The organism is Brevibacterium luteolum, assembly GCF_025147615.1.
Lineage (GTDB): Bacteria > Actinomycetota > Actinomycetes > Actinomycetales > Brevibacteriaceae > Brevibacterium > Brevibacterium luteolum.
This window is the reverse complement of the sequence record NZ_JALXPM010000006.1, coordinates 1-16,658: the sequence shown is the minus strand read 5'-3', so window position 1 is coordinate 16,658 and position 16,658 is coordinate 1. Positions and strand designations below refer to the sequence as shown.

Here is a 16,658-nt window from a genome sequence, read left to right as displayed (position 1 = left end):
AGGATAAGCATGACGACTGGTTCCCTTGCCCATACGACTCCCGCCGCCGGAGACGCGCCCCGGCCGTTCTCCGACCGGCACATCGGCCCGCGCGCCGCACAGGTCGAGCAGATGCTCGCGGCCCTCGGCTACGACTCCCTCGATGCACTCGCCGCAGCCGCGCTGCCGAAGAACATCGCCCAGGAGCGCGCCCTCGGCCTCGATGCCGCGCTGACCGAAACCCAGGTCCTCGCCCGACTCAAGGAGCTCGCCGGCAAGAACGTCATGCGCACCCAGATGATCGGGCAGGGTTACTACGACACGATCATGCCCGCGGTGATCCGCCGCAACGTCGTCGAGAACCCCGCCTGGTACACCGCCTACACCCCGTACCAGCCCGAGATCTCCCAGGGCCGGCTCGAAGCGCTGCTGAACTTCCAGAACGTCGTCCAGGATCTCACCGGCCTCGATATCGCCAACGCCTCCCTGCTCGATGAGGCCACCGCCGTCGCCGAGGCGGTGCTGCTCATGCGCCGGGCCAACAAGAAGGGCTCGGTCGTCGTCCTCGACTCCGAGACCCACCCGCAGACCATCGCCGTCGTCCGCGCCCGTGCCCGGGCAATGGACTTCGAAGTCCAGGTCGCCGACCTCTCCGAAGGCCTCGTCGGCGAAGATGTGTTCGGCATCGTGTGCTCCCAGCCGGGCACCTCCGGAGCGATCCGCAGCTTCGACTCCGCTGTCGCCACCGCCAAGGAGCGCAGCGCCCTCGTCACCTTCGTCTCCGACCTGCTGGCGCTGACCATGCTCAAGGAGCCGGCCGCCCAGGGTGCCGACATCGCCGTCGGCTCCGCCCAGCGCTTCGGCGTGCCGCTGTTCTTCGGCGGCCCGCACGCCGGCTTCATGGCCGTGACCGAGAAGCTCAAGCGCATGCTGCCCGGACGGCTCGTCGGCGTGTCCGTCGACGCCGACGGCAAGCCCGCCTATCGCCTGGCCCTGCAGACTCGCGAACAGCACATCCGCCGCCAGAAGGCCACCTCCAACATCTGCACCGCCCAGGCGCTGCTGGCCGTGTGCGCCGGCATGTACGCCGTCTACCACGGCCCGGTCGGACTTGCGAAGATCGCCTCGCGCATCCACCGCCTCGCCACCGCCTTCGCCGAGGCGGTCGGCACCTCGGGAGGCTCCGCCGCCTCGGGTGCGGTGAGCGTGGCCACCGCCGACTTCTTCGACACGCTTACCCTGCGCGTGCCCGACGCCGGTGCCGCCATCGCCGCCGCCGATAAGGAAGGTGTCAACCTCGGCCGCTACGATGACGAGCACGTCACCGTCTCCTTCGGCGAACCCCACACGCCTGCCGACGCCAACGCCGTGCTTTCTGCCCTCGGCATCGAGGCGCGGCTCGATGACGACGTGCTCGGCACCTCGGGCGCGGGAACCACCGGGGCAGGCGGCGCCGGCCAGGGCGGCTTCGGGCCCGCCCAGGTGCCGGCCCCGAAGTGGGCTGAGTCGCTGCACCGCGAGACCGATTTCCTGACGCACCCGGTGTTCAACACCTACGGCTCCGAGACGCTCATGATGCGCTACCTGCGCACGCTCGCCGACCGCGACCTCGCCCTCGACCGGACGATGATCCCGCTGGGCTCGTGCACGATGAAGCTCAACGCCGCTGTCGAGATGGAGGCCATCACCTGGCCGGAGTTCGCGACCATCCACCCGTTCGCGCCTGAATCGCAGACGGCCGGCTGGCGGGAGCTCATCGGTGAACTCAACGAAATGCTCGTCGATATCACCGGCTACGACCAGGTCTCCATCCAGCCCAACGCCGGCTCCCAGGGCGAGCTCGCAGGCCTGCTCGCGATCCGCGGCTACCACCTGTCCAACGGCCAGCCCGAGCGTCGCGTGTGCATCATTCCGCAGTCGGCCCACGGCACCAACGCCGCCTCCGCCGTGCTGGCAGGACTCTCGGTGGTCGTCGTCGGCACGGCTGCCGACGGCTCGATCGACCTCGATGACCTCGATGCGAAGATCGACAAGCACCGCGATACGCTCGCCGGCATCATGATCACCTACCCGTCGACCCACGGCGTGTACGAATCCGATGTGCGCCTGGTCTGCCAGAAGATCCACGACGCCGGCGGCCAGGTCTACGTCGACGGCGCCAACCTCAACGCGCTGTGCGGCCTCGCCCAGCCCGGCGAGTTCGGCGGCGACGTCTCGCACCTCAACCTGCACAAGACCTTCTGCATCCCGCACGGCGGCGGCGGACCGGGAGTCGGCCCGGTGGCGGTGCGCGAGCACCTCGCACCGTTCCTGCCCGGCGACCCGCGCTCGGCTGAGCTCGTCGCCGGTGAGCGCGACAGCCTCGACCTGCCGGTCAGCGCCTCGCTGTACGGTTCGGCCGGTGTGCTGCCGATCTCCTGGGCCTACCTCAAGCTGATGGGACCCGACGGACTCGTCGAGGCGACGAAGACCGCGCTGCTGAGCGCCAACTACGTCTCCCACGCCCTGGCCGAGGAGTTCCCGACCCTGTACACCGGTGAGAACGGACTCGTGGCGCACGAGTGCATCCTCGACCTGCGCGAGATCACCGCCAAGACTGGTGTCACCGCCGAGGACGTCGCCAAGCGGCTCATCGACTACGGCTTCCACGCCCCGACCCTGGCCTTCCCGGTCGCCGGCACGCTGATGGTCGAACCGACCGAGAGCGAGGACCTCGGCGAACTCGAGCGCTTCATCACTGCGATGAAGTCGATTCGCGCTGAGATCGACGCGATCGGCGACGAGTACTCCTACGAGGCCTCGCCGCTGGCCGCCGCGCCGCACACCGCCACTTGCGTGATGGATGACTGGGACGCCGCCTACAGCCGCGAGACCGCCGTGTTCCCGGTGCCCGGTCTGAAGCTGACGAAGTACTTCCCCCCGGTGCGCCGCATCGACGGCGCCTACGGCGACCGCAACCTCGTCTGCTCCTGCCCGCCGCCCGAAGCCTTCGAAACCGATTCCGACACCGAGGCGGAGCTTGCCGATGCCGCCGATGCGAAAGGTGACAACGCATGACCAAGCACACCCCACTCCATGACGTCCACGCCCGCCTCGGCGCCTCGTTCACGGACTTCGGCGGCTGGGACATGCCGCTGAAGTACGGCTCCGAACTCGCCGAGCACCGTGCGGTGCGCGAGGCCGCCGGCATCTTCGATCTCTCCCATATGGGCGAAGTGCGGGTGACCGGTGCCGATGCCGGCGCGCTGCTCGACTACGCGCTCGTGGCCAAGTACTCCTCGATGCCCGTCGGCAAGGCGAAGTACGGTGTCCTCGTCGACGCCGCCGGCGGGCTCGTCGACGACCTCATCACCTACCGCATCGCCGACGACGAGTTCCTCGTCGTGCCCAACGCCTCGAACACCCCTGCCGTCGTTGAAGCGCTGACCGCCCGGGCCGAGGAGTTCCGCACCGAGATCGTCACCGACGCCGCCGCCGAGGTGGCAGACGAGTCCGCAGACACCGCGCTCATCGCCGTGCAGGGACCGCAGTCCCAGGCGATTCTCGAAGCCGCCGGCGGGGGCGGCGGGTCGCTCGACGAGCTCGGCTACTACGCCTGGCAGCCGCTGACCCTCGACGGGGTTGAGATCATGCTCGCCCGTACCGGCTACACCGGTGAGGACGGTTTCGAGCTCTACCTGCCCAACGCCTCGGCCGAGGCGATCTGGGAGCTGCTCTTCTCCGCGGCCGAGAAGGTCGACGGCGAGGTGCTGCCGTGCGGTCTGGCCGCCCGCGACTCGCTGCGCCTAGAAGCCGGCATGCCGCTGTACGGCAACGAGCTCAGCCTCGAGCACAGCCCGCTCGATGCCGGACTGTCGCGGATGGTCGAACTCAACGTCAAGAACAAAGAGCACCTCTTCGCCCGCGAAGCACTCGAAGGACTGCTGACCCAGCAGCCGGCCCGCGTGCTCGCAGGCCTGACCTCACAGGGCCGGCGCGCCGCCCGCCAGGGCGCGACCGTGCTGCTGGACGGCGAGCAGATCGGCGAGATCACCTCCGGTCAGCCGTCCCCGACGCTCGGCCACCCGATCGCGCTGGCCTACCTCGACCGGGAGCACACCGAACCCGGAACCGCGGTCAGCGTCGACATCCGCGGAAAGTCCTATGACTTCACCGTGACCGAACTGCCGTTCTACCGCCGGAAGAAGTGACCGGCGCACCTGCACCGGCCACCGCTGCACGGCTGACACCACCTGACTGCCGCCACAACCTCATCCACCTGAAAGGAACTCATCATGGCTGAACTGCCTCCGCTGCCACAGGACTTCACCTATTCGAAGGAACACGAATGGGTCAACGCCACGGCTGACGCGATCGTCGGCAATACCGTGCGCATCGGCATCACCGCTGTCGCCGCCGACGCCCTCGGCGAGGTCGTCTTCGTCGACCTGCCCGCCGTCGGTGACACCGTCACCGCCGGTGAGACCTGCGGTGAGGTCGAGTCGACCAAGTCGGTCTCCGACCTGTACTGCCCGGTCACCGGCACCGTCACCGCTGTCAACGACAACGTCGATGACAACCCCGGGCTGCTCAACTCCGACCCCTACGGTGAGGGCTGGCTGTTCGAAGTCGACGCCACTGAGCTCGGCGAGGTCATGGATGCGGCCGGCTATGCCGAGGCCAACCACATCTGAGCGGCCACCTCTGATCGGCTGGGTGCCGCCGCTCCACCTCGGCGGCACCCATCCCGGCCCAGCGCGCACTCTGCGTCCGGCCGGCCCGGCAACCGGCCGGGAACCCCACTCCTGGGCAGCGCTGCCCACCCTGAGCGAAAGTTGGTGTCACCATGGCGATCAGCGTTTTCGACCTGTTCACCGTCGGAATCGGCCCCTCCAGCTCCCACACCGTCGGGCCGATGCGAGCCGCGGCGACCTTCGTCGAGCTCATCGGTGAGCGCATCGACGACGTCGCCTCCCTCGATGTCGACGTCTACGGCTCCCTGGCCGCCACCGGCGCCGGCCACGGAACCTTCGATGCGATCCTGCTCGGCCTAGAGGGCTGCCAGCCCGAAGCCGTCGAACCCAATGAGGTCGACGAACGCACCGCCCGGATGCACGAGACCGGCAGACTGCTGCTCGGCGACCGCAAGGAGATCGCCTTCAGCGTCGACGATATGCGCCAGCGCCCGCTGACCGTGCTCGAACGCCACACCAACGGCCTCACACTCGCTGCCCGTGACGCCGCCGGCGAGGTCATCGCCGAGGAGACGTACTTCTCGATCGGCGGCGGCTTCGTCGTCAGCCAGTCCGAGGAGGAAGCGCTCATCGCCGAGGCGCGCAAGGAGCATCCCGAGGACGCAGACGTCTCCGCCGATGAGCTCGCCGCCGTTGCGGCCGCCCACGACGAGGGCCCGCAGATCCCCTACCCGTTCAGCACCGGTGCTGACCTGCTGCGCATCAGCAAGGAGACCGGGCTGGCGATCTGGGAGATCATGCTGGAGAACGAGAAGGTCCACCGCTCGGTGCCCGATATCCGCCGCGGGCTGCTGCACATCTACGGCGTCATGGACCAGTGCGTCATGAACTCCCTCGACCGCTCCGGCAACCTGCCCGGCGGTCTCAAAGTCCGCCGCCGCGCCCACGACTGGTACCTCAAGCTCAAGGAGCAGGACCCCAGCGGCGACCCGCACTTCTACCAGGAGTGGGTCAACCTCATCGCCCTGGCCGTCAACGAGGAGAACGCCTCCGGCGGACGGATCGTCACCGCCCCCACCAACGGGGCCGCCGGGATCGTCCCGGCCGTGCTCTACTATGCGCTTAACTACGTTCCCGAGGTGGCCGACGCCCCGGCCTCGTCGAATGCACGGGAGAACGCGATCGTGAAGTTCCTGCTCACCGCCGGTGCGATCGGCGTGCTGTACAAGGAGAACGCGTCGATCTCCGGTGCTGAGGTCGGCTGCCAAGGTGAGGTCGGATCAGCGTCTTCGATGGCTGCCGGGGCGCTCGCCCAGATTATGGGCGGGACCACCGAACAGGTCGAGAACGCCGCCGAGATCGCCATGGAGCACAACCTCGGACTCACCTGCGACCCGATCGCCGGGCTCGTCCAGGTGCCGTGCATCGAACGCAACGCGATCGCAGCCGGCAAGGCGATCAATGCGGCGAAGATGGCGATGTTCGGCGACGGCGAGCACCGGGTGAGCCTCGACGAGGTCATCGCGACGATGAAGGCCACCGGTGAGGACATGAGCCACAAGTACAAGGAAACGGCCCTCGGCGGCCTAGCCGTCAACGTCGTCGAGTGCTGAGGCTCGGCTGAGCGCTGTGGCTCAGCTCAGCGCTGCGGCTCAGTTGGAGAACTGCAGGCCCGCCGGGAGCTCCTCGATGAGGGTTCCCGGCGGTTGCCGTAGGGCGGTGAAAGCCAGAGCGACGTCGCCGACGCAGCCGGCCAGATGCACGGCTGCCGGCAGCACCAGCCAGCCACCGAAGGGGACGAACGCGACGACGAGCGCGCACCCGCCGCCGATGACGACAAGCGGCGCCAGTGCGATCGCCAGGTACTGGGGTTTGGAGAACCGGGCACCGGGAGCGATGCAGTAGACAGCCGGGATCTTCCCGCCGATCCGCGTGAGCCCGACCTGCGGACGTGCGCCGAAGACCCGCATCCCCACGGCGTGCATCGCCTCATGGGCGACGAGCAGGACAGCAAAGAGCGCCAAGGCTGCAACGATCCCGAGCAGCAGCTGCACTATGCCGAAGCTTCCGCCACCGGCAGACCGGCTGTGCGCCCACAGGAAGAAGTAGAGCGCGAAACCGGCCGGCGCGACGAGCACGCCGATGATGTTGATGAGGGCCGCCGCTGTGCGGCCGGGGATCCATTCCCGGGCAGGTCTGCCCGGTGCCTCGAGGTCGTCTGAGTTCCGAGCTCTCATCCCATGATGATAGGGCCCAGAGGGTGAACCGGCCGACGGCTCAGCCTGCGCCCATCGACTGCGCCCACTCGGCGACGCGGGCGGCCGACTCCTCATCGGAAAGGTCTTCGACGCGCGTGAGGATCGCCCAGCGGCGGCCGAACGGATCGACGAGCGAACCGTACCGGTCCCCGGAGACGAAATCGGCGACCGGTTCGCGCACTGTGGCACCGGCCGCCTCGGCTGCGGCAACGACCGCATCGGCGTCAGGGCAGTACAGGCACAACGAGGAGCTGACCGCATCGCCGCTCTCAGGCAGCACGAGCCCGTAGTCCGGGTTCGCATCGGCTAGCTGCAGCCGGCCCTGGCCGAAATCGAGTTCGGCGTGCAGGACGCTGCCGTCAGGGGAATCCGTGCGGCTGATGAGCCGGGCTGAGAAGACGCGGGTGTAGAAGTCGATCGCCGATGCTGCGTCGGTGACGACGATAAACGGGGTCAGCGAGGTGTACCCGTGTGGGGTGCCGTTGGTCGTGTGTGCGCCGGTAGCCGGCGAAGCTTCTGCAGTCATGCACTCATCGTTGCGTCGACCGCCGGCTGCGGTCTTGAAGATTCGCGACAGACCTCGCCACAGGCTGCAGGCGGGTGTTGAATGTGCGTATGAGCGCAGGCATCGATGAGCGCGGGCACCTGACCCCGCAGACACTGAGGCTTCTGCGGTGCCCCGTTTCCGAGGCGGTGGCTGACCGGGTGCGGTGGGCGTGGGCGCCCAGGTGGTCCCTTCCGGATGGGCAGTCGCTGACCCAGCAGGTCATCGAGTTCCCCGGCGGCAACCTGGTCGTCGAACCGCACGAGACCCGTTTCCACCCGCCCGAATCGGCGATGTCGAGACGGGAGCTGACAGGTGATGGCTGGGCTGTCGGGCTGCTGCTCCAGCCGGCATGCGGGGCAGCGCTGCGCCGGGGCCCGGATCTTGCGGACGAGATGGCGGTCGTGAGTGAGCAGATCCGTGCCTGCATGTCCGCCGAGACCGACGACAGCGCCGCAGGCTCGGCCGCCGACCTGCTCATCGACTGGGCCGAGCGTCACCTGCCGGCCCCCGACGCGGACGGTCGTCTGCTCAACACGATCGTCGGCCGGGTCGAGACCGATCCAGCGATCCTCACCAGCAGCCAGCTCGCCGCCGCAGCCGGGATCGGACAGCGCCGTCTGCAGCGCCTTGTCGCCCACACGCTCGGCTATTCGCCGACGTGGCTCATCCGGCGCAGGCGCGTGCAAGATGCCGCCGCGCGCATCCGCGCCGGAGAGACATCAGCTGATCTCGCAGCAGCGCTCGGCTACGCCGACCAGGCGCATTTCCAGCGTGACTTCAAAGCCGTCACCGGACAGACGCCGGGAGCCTACCGCCGCCTCGGCAGCGGTGAGAACCGCCTCGGCAGCGGCGCCTGACCAGGGCAGACGCGGAGGCGAGCGGCTAAGCCGGCTGGGCCAGCGTGCTCTCGGTGCCGAGCACCGCCGCCAACCGGCGCACACCCTCCCGGGTGGCCTCGACGCCGTTGGACACGAACGAGAAGCGCAGGGTGCGCGGGTCGGGGTCGGAGACGTAGAACGGCGGGCCGGGCACGTAGAGGACTCCGGCCTGGGCAGCGTCGAAGACGAGCTCCTGGGTGTCGAAGCCCTCGGGCAGCCGGGCCCAGACGAACATCCCGCCGGCCGGCTGGTTCATCACCGAACCTGCCGGCAGCACCGTCGTCAGCTCCTCGACTAGCGTGAGCATCCGCGCCTTGTACTCCGCGCGCACCGGGGTGAGGACCTCCTCCATATCGTGCGTGCGGAGGTAGTGGGCGGCGGCGAGCTGGTCGATCGTCGAGGTCTGCAGCGCGGTCGCCTGCTTCGTCACGCCGATCCGCTCGCGGGCCTCCTCATCCGGGCAGCGGATCCAGCCGACGCGCACGCCGGGGGAGAGGACCTTCGAGAGGCTGCCGAGCAGCAGCGACCGGTCATCCAGCCGCGGATCGGCGCTGATCGGGGTAAGCACATCGTCGGTGAAGCGCAGCTCCGCATACGGGTCGTCTTCGATGAGCCAGACATCGGAGTCGGCGAGCACATCGGCGATCTGCTGCCGGCGTGAGGCCGGCATGGAGATCCCGGTCGGGTTCTGGAAGGTCGGAATGAGGTAGACGGCCTTCGGGTTCCACATCTCGATCGCCGCAGCCAGCGCCTCAGGCACGATTCCGGCCTCATCGCCGTCGAGTGCTTTGAGCTCGACACCCTGGACGGCGAAAGCCTGCAGTGCCGACATATAGGTCGGGTTCTCCACGAGCACGACGTCACCGGGGTTGAACAGAGCCTGGGCCACGAGCCCGAGCCCCTGCTGTGAACCCGAGGTGACCATCACCTCGGCGGCGGAAGCCGGCACATTCGCCTCCTGCAGGCGACGGGCCGCGGCCTCGCGCATCTCCGGCTCACCGTCGGTCGAACCGTACTGCATAGCGCGCGGGCCGTCGGTGGCGAAGATATGGGCGTAGGCCGCAGCGAGCCCGTCGACGTCGAAGAGCTCAGGTGCCGGATGACCGCCGGCGAAGCTGATGATGGAGGGATCGGCGGCGATCTCGAACAGCCGCCGGATGGGGGACTCACCCACCGCCATGACGTGGTGGTTGAGGGTGTGGCGCAGTGGTGTCATGGGGACATCGTAGAGCCGGGAAGCCGCGGGTGACGACCCCTCTGGGAGGGTTTTTCGGCGGCTGTCGACAAGCGCCAAAAAGAGAGTGCGGAAACTGTCGCCTGACGCATGCGCCGCGCCCGGCCGCGGGAGCGTGGCGTCGCTGGTGACAGGGCTGTGCGCGGGGATGACTGTGGTGTGTGGCACGATAGGCGCAGACCCCGGATCAGGGGCGATCGGTGCAGGACATGAGGCAGTGAGGATGCGATGGCAGAGCTGAAGAAATCCCTCGGCACGCTGCAGCTGCTCGCATTCGGCGTAGCAGGTGTGGTCGGCACAAGCTGGATCTACACGAACTCGACGCTGTTCGGCGAATACGGCGCCGGCGGAGTCGTCTTCGGCCTGGCGGCAGGCGTGCTGCTCGCCGCATGCGTGGCGCTGGCGTACTCGGAGCTGACGACGACGTTCCCGCGCGCCGGCGGCGAGGTGGTCTACTCCTACACCTCGATGGGCCGCGGGGCGGCGTTCTTCACCGGCTGGATGCTGCTGGGCGCCTACGTCTCCTCGCTCGCCTTCTACGTCACCGCCTTCGGGTTCCTGCTCGGCAACTTCTTCCCTGTCTTCAACACCATCCCGCTCTACACCATCAACGACGAGACCGTGTACCTGCCGGTGCTGCTCGTCGGCATCGCGCTCACTGCGCTGTTCTTCGCACTCAACTGGTTCGGCATCGAGATCGGCGCCCAGGTGCAGCTGGCGATGTTCGCCGCCATCGTCATCATCGGCGCAGCGCTCGTCGTCGTCGGATTCTCCACCGGCTCACCGCAGAACTTCTTCCCCGCCTACTATCCCGACTCAGCCCCGGTCTCCGACACGCTGCGCTTCATCATCCCCGGCATGACCTTCCTCGCCGGGTTCGGACTCGTCGCCGTGCTCGCCGAGGACGCCAAGATCTCCGCCCGCAAGGTCGGCCGCACCGTCGTGCTCACCGTGCTGACCGCCGGCACCTTCTACTGCCTCGTGCTCGCCGCCACCGCCTGGGTGCTGCCATGGGAGGATGTCGCCCAGATGGACCTCGGCACCGTCGCGGCGTTCCGCGAAGCCGGGTTCCCGCTGCTCGGTGCCGGCGCCTACCTCATCGCCTTCCTCGGACTCCTCACCAGCTTCCTCGGCCTCTTCGTCGCCAGCTCCCGCATCATGGTCGCGATGGGTCGCGCCCACCTGCTGCCCCCGCAGCTGGCCGACATCCACGATCGCCGCGGCACCCCGCACAAGGCCCTCATCGCCACCGCCGCCATCACGCTCGGCCTCGGGTGGCTCGGACCCGGCGCGGTCGTGTGGTTCCTCGACACCGGCGGCGTCTACCTCGGCATCGTGTGGTTCATGGTCGTCCTCGCCAAGTACCTCACCCCGCGCCGCTACCCCGAACTCGAACGCCCCTACCGCACCCGGCTCGGCTTCCTGCCCGCCATCGGCGGCATCGGCGCACTCCTCGTCATCATCTGGGCGATCGTACCCGGCACCAGCTCGTCTCTCGTGTGGCCGGCCGAGTACATCATCCTCGGCGTCTGGTTCGCCATCGGCACCGTGCTGTACGCCGTCGCCCGAGCCAAGCAGATCGACCGCACCGAGGGCTTGCACGCCATCCTCGGCGACTCCTACGACCACCTGCACCGCCACGAGATCGCCGCCCAGCAACGCCGCGGAGAGAACACATGAGACTGACCGACAACGCACTCACCGCCGCCCGCGAGGTGGTGGTGGACGAGGCCGCCGCCGCATCCGTTCCCGAGGTGTCTTACGGCATCGTCTCTGACGGCCAGCTGGCAGCCGGACAGGGCACCGATCGGATCTACCGGATCGCGTCGATGACGAAGTCCTTCACCGCCGCGGCGGTGCTGGGCATCTGCCGCGGGCTCATCCCGGTCATCGGCCGCAGACCCAGTCTCGATGACCTGCTTGCCGACTGGCTGCCGGCTCTGAGCGCCGGTGAGTGGGCTGCGGAGATGACGATCCGCGATGCGCTGACGATGTCGACCGGTCTGCCCACAGACGACCCATGGGCCGACCGGCTCGAATCGATGCCGATCTCCCAGATGCAGCGGCTCATGCAGGGGGAGGCACTGGCGAACTTCCCGGCCGGGGCCGGGTACGAGTACGCCAACTACGGCTACGCGATGCTCGGCGCCTTCGTCGAAGCCGCCACCGGGCATGCCTTCACCGAGGTCGTCCACCTCCACCTGCTCGCGCCTCTCGGATTGACCTCGACCGGGTTCGACGTCCGGCGGCTCGATGTCGACCGGCTCGTCACTGGCTACCGGCGCACCAGCGACGGGGAGCTCGAAGCGCAGCCGATCAGCCTGCCCGGAGCGTTTTCGGCCATCGGCGGGCTCGCCTCGACCGTCGACGACGTCGCCGTCTGGGTGGCAGCGCTCATCGACGCGGTGACCTCGACCGAGCCTGGCGATGCCTGCCGCGCCCTCGGGCGCACCGAGGCGGAAGCCCGTGCCTGGCGGCGGGTGCTGGCCGATCTCCAGCAGACCCAGCGGCCTATCAGCATCCAGCACGGTGACGAGCACGCCGTCTCGATCGGCTACGGCTACGGGCTGCGCTGCTCCTTCGACACCCGCTACGGGCACATGGCTGGACACTCGGGCGGTTACCCCGGCTTCGGGCTGCACATGCGCTGGCACGCCGCCACTGGTGCCGGCGTCATCGTGCTGGCCAACCTCACCTACTTTCCCGCCGAAGCCGTCGCCACCCGCGCACTCAACACCGCGCTCGCCATCCAGCGCGACCACGAACCAGACTCACACCTGTGGCCGGCCGCCCAGCCGGTGCCGCTGACCCCAGCACAGAAGGCCAGCGGCTCAGCTGCACCAGACACCCAGCCGGTCAGCATCCCGGTCACACCGATCACCAGCTTCACCGCCTCGGAACTGGCCCGCACCCGCCAGCTGCAAGCCGAGACGATGATCGCCACCGGCGACGATGCTGAGGCCGAGCGCATCTTCTCCTCCAACATGGACCTCGACATGCCGCGTGCCGAACGGCTCACAGCATGGCAGCGCATCCGCGACCACGTCGGCACCCCAGTCGCTGATGGCACCACCGCTGAGGTCGAGTGGCTGACCGCACTGTCAGCCCGCTGGGAAGTCTGGGCAGAAGGCGGACCGGGAACCGCCCATGGCCGGCGTGTGGAGATGATGCTCAACCCTGCCGGTGAGATCCAGAAGCTCACCGTCACCGCCCTGCCGCAACCACAGAAGCTGACCCGCGCGGGCGGGAACTGACGCCGATGATCGAGCAGCTGTGGCCGACTATCACCGCAGTCCTCGTGCTGCTCGCCGTCGCGGTCACGGTGCTGACGCTTGCCGGTGTCCGCCACCGCTGGGCCGCCGGTGTCGCAGTGTTCCGCGGCGCACTGCAGCTGGCAGCGATCAGCTTTATCCTCGCCGGCGTCATCACCGATCCTCGCTGGGTCGCCGTGGCCCTTGCCGTCATGTTCAGCGTCGCCGCCGTCACCGCCACCCGGCGCATCGGCTGGACGCTCACCCGCTTCGGGATCGTCGCAGGAGCGATGGCCGCAGGCGTGGCCATCACCTTGGCCGTCATCTTCCTCACCGGTGCACTCGAACCATCAGCCCGGTATGCGCTGGCAATCGGCGGCATCGTCATCGGCAACGCGATGACCGCCGTCACCCTCGCCGGCCGCCGCACCGCCCAGAGCACCGCCGGCCGGTTCCCGGAAGTCGAAGGCTGGCTCGCACTGGGTGCCACACCCCGGCAGGCCACCCTTGATATCGCCCGCGAAGCCGTCCGCGAAGCACTCATCCCCTCAACCGACCAGACGAAGACCACCGGCCTCGTCACCCTGCCCGGCGCATTCGTCGGCGCGATCTTCGGCGGCGTCAGCCCCCTGGAGGCCGGCCGCTTCCAGATCGTCGTGCTCGCCGGCATCATGGCCGCCGGTGCCGTCGGGGCCACCATCGTCGCCTTCACCCTGGCCCCGACACTCATGCTGCCGGCCGACACCGTGCGCCGGATGGCCAACCGCAACCAGGCCCACTCAGCAACCCGTAGCTGACCCTCTGACCTGGGGTTTTCAGCTTTCTATCGGTTTCCATCCGGTGTTCACTCAGAGTTCGTTCGTGCCGAGCAGGCTCGAGACGGTGCTTTTCGAGCACCCACCAGCGAATGCACGCCTCTTGAGTCGAAATGAGAGACATGATCCGACTGACAACCCTCCGCGCAGCCTGCGGTGGACTGCTGTCCCTGGCCCTGGCCAGCGCCGGTGTCGCCGCGACCGCAGTCCCGTCTGCAGCCGCCCCCGACACCGAGCTCATCACCAGCGGCACCACCGAATGGCGCTATCTCGATGACGGCACCGACCCCGCCGATGGGCTTCCCGGCCGCACCGACTGGACCGCCGCAGACTTCGACGACACCGCCTGGCAGACCGCTGCCGGCAGTTTCGGCGCCCTGCGCGGGGAGAAGAAGGCACTCTCCGGCGGGCACACCCCGGACAACCTGCTTACCCAGTACAAGGACGGCACCGTTGAGAACCACGAGGCGTTCTTCTTCCGCACCACCATCGACGTCGACGCCGCTGACCTCGAAGGCGACAAGCAGCTGACGGGCTCGGTGCGCTACGACGACGCCGCAGCGGTCTTCGTCAACGGTGAGAAGATCGCAGGCTTCGACGACGGAGGCATCGACTACCCGGCCGACGGCGAGGGACGCAACCTCGTCTACGGCGGCTCGAACTCCTCGGCACCGAAGACCGGCCGCATCGACGTCGACGCCGATGTGCTCACCACCGGTGAGAACACCATCGCCGTCCAGCTCCACCAGGGCCGGGCCACCAGCTCCGACATCTACCTCGACGTCGCCGACCTGAGCCTGAGAGCACCGGAGGAGAAGCCGGTGCACCACTCGCTGCTGCTGGGCATCGGCTCCGACCCCAGCGAACGCTACATCTCCTGGTTCACCACCTCCGGTGTCGATGAGTCCGTGCAGTTCGCGCCCGGTGAGCACACCGAGATGCCCGCCGACGCGCAGAGCGTCGCCCCGGTCACCCGCGGCACCAGCGCAGTCGCCGGCGAGGAGTACGTCCACGCCACCCTGACCGGGCTCAAGCCGGGCACCTACTCCTACCGGGTCGGTTCCGAAGCCGGCGGCTGGACCGACATCGAGCAGTTCCGCGTCTATGAGAACACGCTTGAACACGAGTTCACGTTCATGGGCGACGCCCAGATCGGCGCCTCGGGCAACGTTGAGAAGGACCGCGCCGGCTGGCAGGCCACCCTCGATGCGGCCAACGAGATGTACCCGAACGCCCAGTTCATGTACTCCGCCGGCGACCAGGTGCAGACCTACGCCGGTGACGCCGGCGAATACCGCGCCTACCTGGACCCGAAGCAGATGCGCACCCAGGCCTCAGCACAGACCTTGGGCAACCACGACTACAACCGCACGAAGATCCAGGAACTGTACGGCCAGCACTTCCACCAGCCGAACATGTGGGACAGCGACCCGAGCAAGGGCACCTACTGGTTCAAGTACAACGGCGTCCTGCACCTCAACATCAGCACCGAGGACCGCGGCCGCTACGACGACTACCGCGCCTACCTTGAGCAGATCATCGCCGAGCAGTCCCACGACACCCACTGGACGGTGCTGACGTTCCACCGCTCGATCTTCTCCTCCGGTGCCACACACTCGCAGTCGCTGACGACCAAGGGCCTGCGCGAGGGCATCGCGCCGATCGTCAAGGACCTCGACATCGACCTCGTGCTCGCCGGACACGACCACAGCTACACCCGCACCCACCTCATGGACGGCACCACACCGGTGCTGCCCGAAGGCGACGGTGCAGGCGCAGCAGCCGAATACGCGGCAACCCCGGACACCAACCCAGACGACGGCCACGACATCGTCCACCCCAAGGACGGCCAGGTCATCTACATCACCGCGAACTCCTCCTCGGGATCGAAGTACTACGAGCTCGTGCCGGACGGAATGGTGCCGTGGAAGTACACGAACAGCCAGAACTACACCCCGCAGTTCACCAACGTCGACGTCAAGGAATGCTCGATCACCTCGACGACGATGACCCACACCGGCGATCAGGTCGACAAGGTCGAGCTCGTCAAGGACAAATCGGCCCCGACGATCACCCACCCGGGTGACACGACCGTGCGCCTCGGCGCCGACTTCGATCCGATGGCCGGCGTCGAGGTCTCAGACGCCTGCAGCGACGTGACCGTCAGCGACATCACCGTCACCGGTGAGGTCGACACCTCGACCCCGGGAGACTACGAGCTGAGCTACACGGTCACCGACTCCTCGGGCAATGAAGCCAAGGCCACGCGCACGATCACCGTGGCCGCCGGCGACGACCCGACCGAGAAGCCGACGGACGATCCCACCGGTGAGCCGACGGACGACCCGACGGATCCCTCGGACGATCCGAGCGAGCCGAGCGAAGATCCCACCGACCCGAGTGACGACCCGACTGACAGCGTGCGCGAGCTGACCGTCACCCCGGAGACGATCACCGCCGCCGACTTCGTCAAGGACGGTGCCGTCGAGATCGTCGCCCGAGGCTGCACGTCCGGCAGCACCGCAACCGTTACCGTCGAACCGGAGGGCTCAGGCGTCACCGCGTTCACCGACACGGCGACCGCCGATGAGACCGGTGCGGCCGCGTTCGCCATCTACGGCGAGAACGCCGAGACCCCGGAGGCCTACGTCGGCAGCTACGACGTCACCATCCGCTGCGAAGGCGGAGACGATCTGACCGGCCGGTTCACCGTTGTCGCCGCAGATGACGGCGATGACGACGGATCCGACGATGATGGCCGGGATGACAACGGCAAGGACGATGACGGCCAGGACGGCGGTGACCGGGGCGGCGACGACAGGCGCGACGACCGTGACCGCGACTCCGACGGCCGTGAGCTGCCGCGCACCGGCAGCGACATCGGCTGGGCGCTCGCCGCTGGCGGCGGCCTCGTCGCACTCGGCGCCGGCGTCTTCGCCCTTGCCCGCCGCAGGACGAACCTGAGCTGATGACCCGTCAGCCACCAGCCTGAGTCACAAGCTCAGCCACGGCAGACAGACACG

Annotated in this window: 12 protein-coding genes; 9 read left to right on the top strand and 3 right to left on the bottom strand. The window is 68.3% G+C overall.

The window, feature by feature from the left end; translation table 11 throughout:
• The first annotated feature begins 9 nt into the window (after positions 1-9).
• The 4 genes from gcvP (at position 10) to M3C25_RS02525 (ending at position 6,265) form a co-directional block, all read left to right on the top strand.
• Entirely contained in the window at positions 10-3,036 is a 3,027-nt protein-coding gene (gene gcvP, locus M3C25_RS02540; protein ID WP_259854901.1) for an aminomethyl-transferring glycine dehydrogenase, read from the top strand.
• Entirely contained in the window at positions 3,033-4,169 is a 1,137-nt protein-coding gene (gcvT, locus tag M3C25_RS02535; RefSeq protein WP_259854896.1) for a glycine cleavage system aminomethyltransferase GcvT, read from the top strand. The genes gcvP and gcvT overlap by 4 nt, the downstream gene beginning before the upstream one ends.
• An 84-nt stretch (positions 4,170-4,253) precedes the next feature.
• Positions 4,254-4,652, top strand: coding sequence for a glycine cleavage system protein GcvH (gene gcvH, locus M3C25_RS02530; protein ID WP_207948747.1), 399 nt, complete (start codon positions 4,254-4,256; stop codon positions 4,650-4,652).
• A 152-nt stretch (positions 4,653-4,804) separates the two neighbouring features.
• The gene (locus M3C25_RS02525; RefSeq protein ID WP_259854895.1) at positions 4,805-6,265 is read left to right on the top strand and encodes an L-serine ammonia-lyase; all 1,461 of its coding nucleotides are present in this window, start codon (positions 4,805-4,807) and stop codon (positions 6,263-6,265) included.
• 39 nt (positions 6,266-6,304) lie between these two features.
• Here the strand turns inward: M3C25_RS02525 and M3C25_RS02520 are convergent, their stop codons facing one another.
• Positions 6,305-6,889, bottom strand: coding sequence for a DUF3267 domain-containing protein (locus M3C25_RS02520; RefSeq protein ID WP_259854890.1), 585 nt, complete (start codon positions 6,887-6,889; stop codon positions 6,305-6,307).
• Between the two features lie 40 nt (positions 6,890-6,929).
• A complete protein-coding gene (locus M3C25_RS02515; RefSeq protein WP_259854889.1) occupies positions 6,930-7,436 on the bottom strand; it encodes a VOC family protein in 507 nt (168 codons plus the stop codon).
• An 89-nt stretch (positions 7,437-7,525) separates the two neighbouring features.
• Here M3C25_RS02515 and M3C25_RS02510 point away from each other — a divergent pair, with 89 nt between their 5' ends.
• A complete protein-coding gene (locus M3C25_RS02510) occupies positions 7,526-8,314 on the top strand; it encodes an AraC family transcriptional regulator (protein WP_259854888.1) in 789 nt (262 codons plus the stop codon).
• A gap of 25 nt (positions 8,315-8,339) precedes the next feature.
• Here M3C25_RS02510 and M3C25_RS02505 read toward each other — a convergent pair whose 3' ends face one another.
• On the bottom strand, positions 8,340-9,551 hold the full coding sequence (locus M3C25_RS02505; RefSeq protein WP_259854887.1) for an aminotransferase-like domain-containing protein: 1,212 nt from the start codon (positions 9,549-9,551) through the stop codon (positions 8,340-8,342).
• Positions 9,552-9,797: 246 nt separating this feature from the next.
• Here M3C25_RS02505 and M3C25_RS02500 point away from each other — a divergent pair, with 246 nt between their 5' ends.
• The 4 genes from M3C25_RS02500 (at position 9,798) to M3C25_RS02485 (ending at position 16,604) form a co-directional block, all read left to right on the top strand.
• Entirely contained in the window at positions 9,798-11,249 is a 1,452-nt protein-coding gene (locus M3C25_RS02500) for an APC family permease (protein ID WP_259854886.1), read from the top strand.
• On the top strand, positions 11,246-12,823 hold the full coding sequence (locus M3C25_RS02495) for a serine hydrolase domain-containing protein (protein ID WP_259854885.1): 1,578 nt from the start codon (positions 11,246-11,248) through the stop codon (positions 12,821-12,823). Before M3C25_RS02500 ends, M3C25_RS02495 begins: the two co-directional genes overlap by 4 nt.
• 5 nt (positions 12,824-12,828) lie before the next feature.
• Entirely contained in the window at positions 12,829-13,617 is a 789-nt protein-coding gene (locus tag M3C25_RS02490) for an ABC transporter permease (protein WP_102162321.1), read from the top strand.
• 140 nt (positions 13,618-13,757) lie between these two features.
• Positions 13,758-16,604: an immunoglobulin-like domain-containing protein gene (locus M3C25_RS02485; protein ID WP_259854877.1), complete on the top strand. Its 2,847-nt coding sequence runs from the start codon at positions 13,758-13,760 to the stop codon at positions 16,602-16,604.
• Positions 16,605-16,658: the final 54 nt, after the last annotated feature.

Coding starts and splice junctions, on each gene's coding strand:
- gcvH (WP_207948747.1), top strand. CDS start 4,254: ATGGCTGAACTGCCTCCGCTGCCACAGGACTTCACCTATTCGAAGGAA.
- M3C25_RS02485 (WP_259854877.1), top strand. CDS start 13,758: ATGATCCGACTGACAACCCTCCGCGCAGCCTGCGGTGGACTGCTGTCC.
- gcvP (WP_259854901.1), top strand. CDS start 10: ATGACGACTGGTTCCCTTGCCCATACGACTCCCGCCGCCGGAGACGCG.
- gcvT (WP_259854896.1), top strand. CDS start 3,033: ATGACCAAGCACACCCCACTCCATGACGTCCACGCCCGCCTCGGCGCC.
- M3C25_RS02490 (WP_102162321.1), top strand. CDS start 12,829: ATGATCGAGCAGCTGTGGCCGACTATCACCGCAGTCCTCGTGCTGCTC.
- M3C25_RS02520 (WP_259854890.1), bottom strand. CDS start 6,889: ATGAGAGCTCGGAACTCAGACGACCTCGAGGCACCGGGCAGACCTGCC.
- M3C25_RS02515 (WP_259854889.1), bottom strand. CDS start 7,436: ATGACTGCAGAAGCTTCGCCGGCTACCGGCGCACACACGACCAACGGC.
- M3C25_RS02525 (WP_259854895.1), top strand. CDS start 4,805: ATGGCGATCAGCGTTTTCGACCTGTTCACCGTCGGAATCGGCCCCTCC.
- M3C25_RS02505 (WP_259854887.1), bottom strand. CDS start 9,551: ATGACACCACTGCGCCACACCCTCAACCACCACGTCATGGCGGTGGGT.
- M3C25_RS02495 (WP_259854885.1), top strand. CDS start 11,246: ATGAGACTGACCGACAACGCACTCACCGCCGCCCGCGAGGTGGTGGTG.
- M3C25_RS02510 (WP_259854888.1), top strand. CDS start 7,526: ATGAGCGCAGGCATCGATGAGCGCGGGCACCTGACCCCGCAGACACTG.
- M3C25_RS02500 (WP_259854886.1), top strand. CDS start 9,798: ATGGCAGAGCTGAAGAAATCCCTCGGCACGCTGCAGCTGCTCGCATTC.